Consider the following 607-nt stretch of genomic DNA (forward strand, 5'->3'; position numbering starts at 1 on the left):
TCCCGTTCGTCTAGAGGCCTAGGACACCGCCCTTTCACGGCGGTAACAGGGGTTCGACTCCCCTACGGGATACCATTGGGTCGTTAGCTCAGTTGGTAGAGCAGTTGACTTTTAATCAATTGGTCGCAGGTTCGAATCCTGCACGACCCACCATTTCCTTCCACGGAAATCAAAACAATGTGGGCGATTAGCTCAGTTGGGAGAGCACCTGCCTTACAAGCAGGGGGTCACTGGTTCGAGCCCGGTATCGCCCACCATTCTCTAAGTATTTTTGGAATAAAACGTCCAAACCAGAACAAGCAATTGATACTGGTTGGTATTTTTGACTCTGAAAGTCTTTAGAAAATGTAACTTCCTTGTGAAGCAACATAGCTCTTTAACAATTTGGAAAGCTGACAAAACAATCTTTAAGATTGTTTGTAAAGTTCTCAATGTTTGTCTTTATGACAAACACCAAAAAACACATTCGAGTGTTCTTGGGAATATCACTTTTACAGTGATTATTCGAAATTGAGTCCGGCAAAATCGATATGTCTCTCGCTCATTCAAATAATGAGAGACAACTTTGGTGATTTGAACATCAACTCGAAACTCCTTCGGGTTGTAT

General features: G+C 42.8%; 2 tRNA genes. Both read left to right on the forward strand.

Annotated features, from left to right (window positions below):
- Positions 1 to 77 precede the first annotated feature (77 nt).
- Positions 78 to 153: transfer RNA gene (locus R7R24_RS28415), tRNA-Lys, on the forward strand.
- Positions 154 to 181: 28 nt separating this feature from the next.
- Positions 182 to 257: transfer RNA gene (locus R7R24_RS28420), tRNA-Val, on the forward strand.
- Positions 258 to 607 lie beyond the last annotated feature (350 nt).

This window comes from Vibrio sp. 704 (assembly GCF_033339295.1).